The sequence below is a fragment of the uncultured Thiodictyon sp. genome (genome assembly GCF_903946935.1).
GTDB lineage: Bacteria > Pseudomonadota > Gammaproteobacteria > Chromatiales > Chromatiaceae > Thiodictyon.
On sequence record NZ_CAJAXH010000058.1, the window covers coordinates 41,271 to 48,822 of the forward strand.

At 65.9% G+C, this 7,552-nt stretch carries 8 protein-coding genes; all 8 read left to right on the forward strand.

Going from position 1 to position 7,552, the window contains the following annotated elements:
* Positions 1–187 precede the first annotated feature (187 nt).
* Complete coding sequence (locus QZX93_RS05620) at positions 188–1,483, forward strand: DEAD/DEAH box helicase (RefSeq protein WP_295391646.1); 1,296 nt, start codon at positions 188–190, stop codon at positions 1,481–1,483.
* Between the two features lie 158 nt (positions 1,484–1,641).
* Positions 1,642–1,914, forward strand: a complete 273-nt coding sequence (locus tag QZX93_RS05625) for an RNA-binding protein (RefSeq protein WP_295391648.1) — start codon at positions 1,642–1,644, stop codon at positions 1,912–1,914.
* A gap of 429 nt (positions 1,915–2,343) precedes the next feature.
* The gene (locus tag QZX93_RS05630; protein WP_295391650.1) at positions 2,344–2,631 is read left to right on the forward strand and encodes an RNA-binding protein; all 288 of its coding nucleotides are present in this window, start codon (positions 2,344–2,346) and stop codon (positions 2,629–2,631) included.
* Between the two features lie 252 nt (positions 2,632–2,883).
* Positions 2,884–4,731 carry a PDZ domain-containing protein gene (locus QZX93_RS05635; RefSeq protein WP_295391651.1) on the forward strand — a complete coding sequence of 616 codons (1,848 nt, stop codon included), beginning with the start codon at positions 2,884–2,886 and terminating at the stop codon, positions 4,729–4,731.
* A gap of 4 nt (positions 4,732–4,735) precedes the next feature.
* On the forward strand, positions 4,736–5,764 hold the full coding sequence (gene birA, locus QZX93_RS05640) for a bifunctional biotin--[acetyl-CoA-carboxylase] ligase/biotin operon repressor BirA (RefSeq protein ID WP_295391652.1): 1,029 nt from the start codon (positions 4,736–4,738) through the stop codon (positions 5,762–5,764).
* 2 nt (positions 5,765–5,766) lie between these two features.
* Complete coding sequence (locus QZX93_RS05645) at positions 5,767–6,540, forward strand: type III pantothenate kinase (RefSeq protein ID WP_295391654.1); 774 nt, start codon at positions 5,767–5,769, stop codon at positions 6,538–6,540.
* Between the two features lie 2 nt (positions 6,541–6,542).
* The gene (locus tag QZX93_RS05650) at positions 6,543–6,716 is read left to right on the forward strand and encodes a hypothetical protein (RefSeq protein WP_295391656.1); all 174 of its coding nucleotides are present in this window, start codon (positions 6,543–6,545) and stop codon (positions 6,714–6,716) included.
* A gap of 230 nt (positions 6,717–6,946) precedes the next feature.
* Entirely contained in the window at positions 6,947–7,366 is a 420-nt protein-coding gene (locus tag QZX93_RS05655) for a hypothetical protein (protein WP_295391657.1), read from the forward strand.
* Positions 7,367–7,552: the final 186 nt, after the last annotated feature.

Here is a 7,552-nt window from a genome sequence, read left to right on the forward strand (position 1 = left end):
CCGCTGGCTTTTCGCTTTATATGTGTCTACACTCCGAATCTTGCATCACCCGATCGATGCGCCCGTCTCGCGGCTGAGTCCTTGAATGTCAGGTATGATCCTCGAACGTACTTTCTATTTTTTACTTTGCCTAGATCGGTCCCAGAACCCCTGGGTAGGCCGCCTGTTTAACAGGCGCGGAGCCTAAATGTCCTTTGATTCGCTCGGCCTAAGGGCCGACTTGCTGCGCGCTGTTGCGACGCAGCGTTACGGTCGGCCGACGCCGATCCAGGCGCAAGCCATCCCCGAGATACTTGCCGGTCATGACCTGTTGGCTGGTGCCCAGACCGGTACCGGCAAGACCGCCGCCTTTGTACTCCCCGTGCTGCATCTCTTGGCCGAACAAGGGCACCCGCAGCGCCACCCCCGTGCCTTGATCCTGACGCCAACGCGTGAACTCGCCGCCCAAGTCGGGGAGCGCGTCCATGCCTATGGTATTCATCTGCCGTTGCGCTCTGCGATCATCTTCGGTGGTGTCGGCATGCAGCCGCAGGTCGACAAGCTCCAGCGTGGCGTCGATATCCTGATCGCCACTCCGGGGCGTTTGCTCGATCATGCGACCAGGCGCTCAGTGGACCTGTCCCGAATCGAAATCCTGGTGCTGGATGAGGCGGATCGGATGCTCGACATGGGCTTCATCCACGACATCAAGCGGATTCTGCGTCTGATTCCTGAGCGGCGGCAAAACCTGCTGTTCTCAGCGACCTATTCAGACGAGATCCGCCGCCTGGCCGACGGCCTGCTGAGGAACCCCAAGACCGTTGAGGTCGCGCGGCGCAATACCCCAATCGCGGCGGTTGCCCAATCCGCTCACCCGGTCGACCGGGGCCGCAAGCCAGACCTCTTGGCGCATCTGATCCATAGCGGGGGTTGGGAGCAGGTGCTGATCTTTACGCGCACCAAGCATGGGGCGAATAAGCTGGCCGAGAAACTCACGCGTGACGGGATCACGGCGGCGGCCATCCACGGTAACAAGAGTCAGTCGGCGCGCACTCGGGCGCTGGATGAGTTCAAGCGTGGGCTGGTCCGCGCCTTGGTGGCGACCGATATCGCCGCGCGTGGTTTGGATATCGCCAATCTTCCCCAAGTGGTCAATTTTGAATTGCCGAATGTGGCGGAGGACTATGTCCACCGCATCGGACGCACGGGGCGTGCCGGTGCCGTCGGTTCGGCCTTGTCCTTGGTGAGTCATGACGAGCGGGGGTTGCTCAAAGGGATCGAGCGCCTGCTGCGCCGTGAGATTCCAATGACCCCGGTGGTCGGCTTCGAACCGTCCGCGAACCCGCCGTCGGATCAGCACGATGACGATGATCGCTCACGGGTGCGTACCGATTTCACCCAACGCCAGCGCTCCGGGGGGCGCGGCGACCGGATGGGGGCGGGGCCAGCCGCGCGGCCGGGTAGCCAGGGTGGGCGCCGGGCCGCTCCCGCCCGCGGTCGTTGAGATCCGGATCGATTGTCCGTGAACTGCCCAGACGCGGACCAGTTCACGGAACAATTGCGCCCCAACGGTTGGGGACAAAGACTGTCGAATCAGTTGTGCATTGATTGTTCGACCGTTCTCACTCTCGCTTCAATGCACTTTGATGGAACTCTTGCACGATGAATATCTACGTTGGCAACCTGGCCTATGCCGTGACTCAAGATGACCTGCGTGATGCCTTCGCCGCTTATGGTGAGATCTCCAGCGTCAACCTGATCACGGATAAGTTCACCGGTGACTCTAAGGGTTTTGGCTTCGTCGAGATGCCGAACAACGCGGAGGCCGATGCGGCGATCAAGGCCCTGAACGAGACCCCCTTGAAAGGCCGCAACCTGAAGGTCAACCAGGCCAAGCCGCGCGGTGAGCGTCCCTCCCGCGGGCCGCGCTGGTAGCAACGAGGAAGGCCGGGGCGCTGGCCCCGGCCTTTTCTAGCCCGCGACCTGAGCGTCGGCGACGGTGCAGACGATTTTAGATGTCGGTGTGCGGCGTATTTTTTTATTTTTAAGCGACTTATCCTCCCTCTTCGGTTCGAGGAGCGGTTTTTTCTGTCGCGGCCCAGTTTTTTCTCCCCAGATACTTGTAACGGCTCGTTGAACCGCCCAGGTATCGACCCGATCTCGGTGGGGTGGCCGGACTGGGCCTGGACGCCGCGTCGCGCTAGTGTGTTGGCGCCGGCCCTTATGAACGTATTTTCCGCGCGCTGCTCGGGCGCGGAACAATTTCGCCCCAATGGTTGGGGATACAGGCTGTCGAATCAGTTGTGCATTGATCGTTCGACCGTTCTCACTCTCTTTAATGCACTTTGACGGAACATTTGAAAGATGAATATCTACGTTGGCAACCTGGCTTATTCCGTGACTCAAGACGATCTGCGTGACGCTTTCGCCGCCTATGGCGAAATCTCGAGCGTCAATCTGATCACCGACAAGTTCACCGGCGACTCCAAGGGCTTCGGCTTCGTCGAGATGTCGAACAACTCGGAGGCCGACACGGCCATCAAGGCCCTGAACGAGACTCCGCTCAAGGGTCGTAACCTGAAGGTCAACCAGGCCAAGCCGCGCGGTGAAGGCGGCGGTGGCGGCGGCGGCTCCCGCGGCCCGCGCTGGTAAGTAAGGCCGAAGGCCGGGGCGCTCGCCCCGGTCCACTTGGCTAGGCGCATGCGCCGACGGCGCTCGATACGGTTCGAGTGACGTCGGCGTTTCGCGTTACCGTGAAAGTCGCGCCGGGAACGCGCTCCAGTTCTCCCTCCCCTATTAGGGGAGGGTGGGGTGGGGGAACGGCCGGCGACCGCAACTTTCATCTTGCGGGGTGGCGCGGGCGCCATGGCCGTTATCGGGTTTCCATCTGCCAGTCGCTGCCCCATGTCGAGCCCCGCCACCGCTGCATTCGCGCTCACCTACCGGGTCTGTCCGCAGCACCCGCAGGGACATCTGTTCGCCGTCGAGTTGGTGATCGATGACCCGTCGGCCGGTCTGCTGCAACTCACCATGCCGGCCTGGTGCCCGGGCAGCTACATGATTCGGGACTTCGCCCGCAACCTGCTACATCTGGTTGCCGAAGACGGTCAGGGGCGGCCACTTGCGCTCATCAAGCGGGACAAACAGACCTGGGAGATCGCCACCGGCGATACACCCACCGTCCCACTGATCGTCCGCTACCAGGTCTACGCCTGGGACTTCACCGTGCGCTCGGCCCATCTCGACTGCACCCACGCCTATTTCAATGGCCCGAGCCTATTGCTGGCAGTCACTGGGCTCGCCGACCGACCCTGTCGCATCGAACTGCGCCCCCCCGTGGGCGATACCTATCGCGACTGGCGTGTGGCGACCAGCCTGCGGCCCCTGACCGCCGAGCCGCTCGGCTTCGGTGCCTACCAGGCGGACGACTATGCCGATCTGATCGACCACCCGGTGGAGATGGGTCGCTTCGATCTGGTGTCATTCACGGTTCGCAGCGTCCCCCACCGGTTTGCCATCAGCGGCCGGGCGCGGTGCGATCACGCGCGCCTGAGCCAGGACCTGGTGCGTCTGTGCGAGCAGCACGCGGCACTCTTCGGCGAGTTGCCGCTCGACCGCTATCTCTTTCTCACCGCCGCGGTGGCTGATGGCTATGGCGGTCTGGAGCACCGTTTCTCGTCCAGTCTGGTGTGTACACGGGACGATCTCCCGCGCCCCGGTGTAGCGGCCGAGACCGCACCCACCGCGGGCTATCGGCGCCTCCTCGGTCTGTGCAGTCACGAATATTTCCACCTGTGGCACGTCACCCGCATTCGCCCCCAGGCCCTCATGGCGGGCGATCTGAGCCGGGAGGTCCACACCCGCCTGCTGTGGGCCTTCGAGGGCATCACCTCCTATTATGATGAATTGGCCCTGGTGCGCGCCGGCTGCATCGACACCCCCGCCTATCTGCAACTCCTGGCCGAGACCGTCACCCGGGTCATGCGCACCCCCGGCCGGCTGGTCCAGACCCTGGCCGAATCCAGCTTCGATGCCTGGACCAAGTTTTATCGACAGGACGAAAACGGACCCAATGCAGTCGTCAGCTATTACGCCAAGGGGGCCTTGGTCGCGCTCGCGCTCGATTTGACGCTGCGTCAGGCAACGGCCGGCCGGGTGTCGCTGGATGACGTGATGCGCGCACTTTGGGAGCGCCACGGCCGCACCGGGGTCGGGGTGCCGGAGCGCGGGGTGGAGGCGATTGCCGCGCAGGCCTCCGGGCTCGACCTGGATGCATTCTTTGCCCAGGCACTGGACTCGCCTGATGACCTGGATCTGGCGTCGCTGCTCGCCACGGTCGGCATCCAGATGCGCCTGCGTCCGGCGACCGGGCCGAAAGACCTGGGTGGGGCGGTCGAGCGCTTTGCTCCGGTTGCGGCTGGCCCGACCCTGGCGCTTCGACTGCGCGCCGGGACTACGGACGCGGTGATCCAGACCGTCCTCAGCGGCGGGGCCGGGGAGTCCGCCGGACTGGCCCCGGGCGATCAGGTCCTGGCCGTCGATGGGTTGCGCGCCACCGCCGAGAATCTGGAGCGGCTGGTGGCCGCGGCCGGGGAGCCGGTGCGCCTGCACCTGTTCCGCCGCGACGAACTCCTGGAACTGGAGGCCAGCCCCCACCCGGCCGCGGCCGACACCTGCGAGCTGATGCTGCTCGACCCCGCCCCGCCGGACGCGGCCCAGGGACGCGCGGCGTGGCTCGCGAGCCTGGCCTGAACCCATGATGAAACCCGTCGAACCTACGGGCCTGCAACTGATCAGACTGCTCGCCGACGGCGACTGTCACTCCGGCGCCGCGCTCGCCCGGGGTCTGCGGATGACCCGCGCCGGCGTCTGGAAGGCCCTGCACAAGGCCGTCGAAGACTATGGCCTCGCGCTGGAGTCCATCCCGGGCCAGGGTTATCGGCTGAACGCCCCGTTGGAACTGCTGGACCCCGCGCTTATTTTGGGCTATCTATCCGCGGCCGGCGCGTCGCGGCTCGCCCGGCTTCAGGTCAATGACCTCATCGACTCGACCAACGAGCGGCTGATGGCCGCGGCGATCGCGCGTGCGCCCGCCGGCACCGTCTGTCTGGCCGAGCGCCAGAGCGCCGGTCGCGGCCGGCGCGGTCGGGTCTGGGTGTCGCCCTTCGGCGCCAACCTGTATCTTTCGGTCCTGTGGCGCTATCCGGTCGGACCCGCCGGACTGGGCGGGATCAGCCTGGCGGCGGGGGTGGCGGTGGCCACCGTGCTGCAGCGCTTGGGGCTCACCGACATTGCACTCAAGTGGCCCAATGACCTGCTCTGGCGGCGCCGCAAGCTCGGTGGCTTGCTGCTGGAGGTGGCCGGCGAGACCCAGGGGCCGAGTCATCTGGTGGTGGGGCTGGGGCTCAACCTGCGCCTGGACCCCGACCAGGCCCAGGGGATCGACCAACCCTGGGTCGACCTGCGCGAGGCCTTGGGCCAGGCGGCGCCGGGGCGCAATCGACTGGCCGCCGCACTCATCGACGCCCTGCTGGAGACGCTGGAGCGCTTTGGCCAGGTGGGGCTCGCGCCCTTCCTCGATGAGTGGACGCGGTTCGATCTGCTGCGCGACCAGCAGGTCCAACTGCAACTCGGCGAGCGGCTGATCGTTGGCGACTATGCCGGGATCGACCCGGACGGCGCCTTGCGGCTCAACACCGCCGATGGTCTGCTGCGCGCCCACTCGGGGGAGGTCAGCCTGCGACTGGCGCCGCCCCCCGAGGCCCCCCGGTCTGCGGACGAATAGCTATGAACCTATTGATCGATATCGGCAACACCAACCTGCACTGGGCCTTGTACTCAGACGATGGGCTCGGCCCCATGGACGGGGTACGCCATGGCCGCGGCGTCCCGCTCGACCTGCTCGCCGCCTGGGAGGTGCTGGCGCCGCCGCAGCGCGTGCTGATCGGCAATGTCGGCGGGGCCGCCTTGGGCGAGGCCGTCGCCCGGGTGGTGCGTGCCTACTGGGGGCGCGAGCCCGAGTTTGCAGTCACCCGCCAGGGTTGTCTGGGGCTGCGGGTCGCCTATGCCGATCCCGCGCGACTGGGCGTGGACCGCTGGCTGGCGCTGCTCGGCGCCCAGGGGTGCGACTCGGCACTGATCGTGGATGCCGGCACCGCGGTCACCTTCGATGTCCTGGCCCCCGCCGGTTGCCACCTGGGCGGCCTGATCCTGCCGGGGCTCACCATGATGCGTGACAGCCTGCTGGCCGGCACCCAGATCCCGCCGGGCGCGCCGGAGCCGACCGTTGAGCCCTGGGCGACGGATAGCGCTGGCGCGGTCGCAACCGGCGGTCTCCACGCCCTGGCGTCCCTGGCCGAGCGGCTGCACCAGCGACTCTGGGATCGCCTGACCGATGCCAACGGCGGGCCACCGCTGCCGCCCCCGGCCCTGTTGATCGCCGGGGGCGATGGGCCACTGCTCGCTCCGTGTATCGGTCGCCCAGTGGAATTGGTACCGGACCTGGTCCTGCGCGGACTGGCCCGATTGGCGACGACCCCAGCGACGACGGAGGGCGACTGACCATGCGCTGGATGATCGGACTGTTGTTGCTGGCGAATCTCGCTGTCTTCATCTGGGGTTGGTCCCGCGACCAGCCCAGCGAACCGCCCCTGCCGCCGCTGCCGACGGCCCCCGGTCAGATTCACCTGTTCGGGGAGCCGGATGAGCCGGGCCCGGCGACCGAGGCGACACAGTGAACCTAAACCCTGGAATTGCTCACGCCAAGGCGCCAAGTTCGCCAAGAAATACAATCGGGTCGATCCACTATCCAGATCACCCTCCGGGTGACTGGCGCAATGCCGATAAGGCACTGAAAAGCCTTGGCGAGCTTGGCGCCTTGGCGTGACAACAGCTCTTTCTGGGGTGAACGGCTAGGAATTTGCCCCGCTGCGAGCGAATTGCCGACTCTCGGCTGACAGGAGCCCCCATGAAAATCCGTATCGACGAGTTGGAAGATGCCTTTATGTTCGCCAGCGCCGGCAGCGACCTCGACTCGGCGGTCTATCTGGAGCGCGCGACCGGTGAGTTCCGCTATGTCGGTGAGGGGGTCGATGAGCCGGACGGCACCGCCGAGGGTTTGGCCGGCTCCGATGACTATCTGCGGGTACCGAACAAGCACGAACTGGACCTCGGCGAGGCGCTGGTCTTGGACTTCGTGGCGGACCAGTTACCGGACGCGCTGGATGAGGTCAGGGAGTTCTTTCGGCACCGCGGTGCCTACCCCCGTTTCAAGGACCTGCTGGACGCGCGCGATCGGCTGGATGCCTGGTATGACTATGAGCACCGCAAGACCCTGGCGGCCCTGCGCGACTGGGCGGCGGGCGAGGGCATCGAGCTGGCCGATTAGGGGGCGCTCCCAGTCGCGAGCCTCCGCGGCCCGGCACCGATTCTTGCCTAGCAGCCTGTCGGACTTCGGGGCTCCGTCGCGGGTGACGTTCCTGTACACTGTCCGGATCAACCCCGATGTCCGGAGTACGACTGCCGATGCGCCGCTTCCATCCGATGGACCGCGAGACTGACTTGCTGCTGCCGC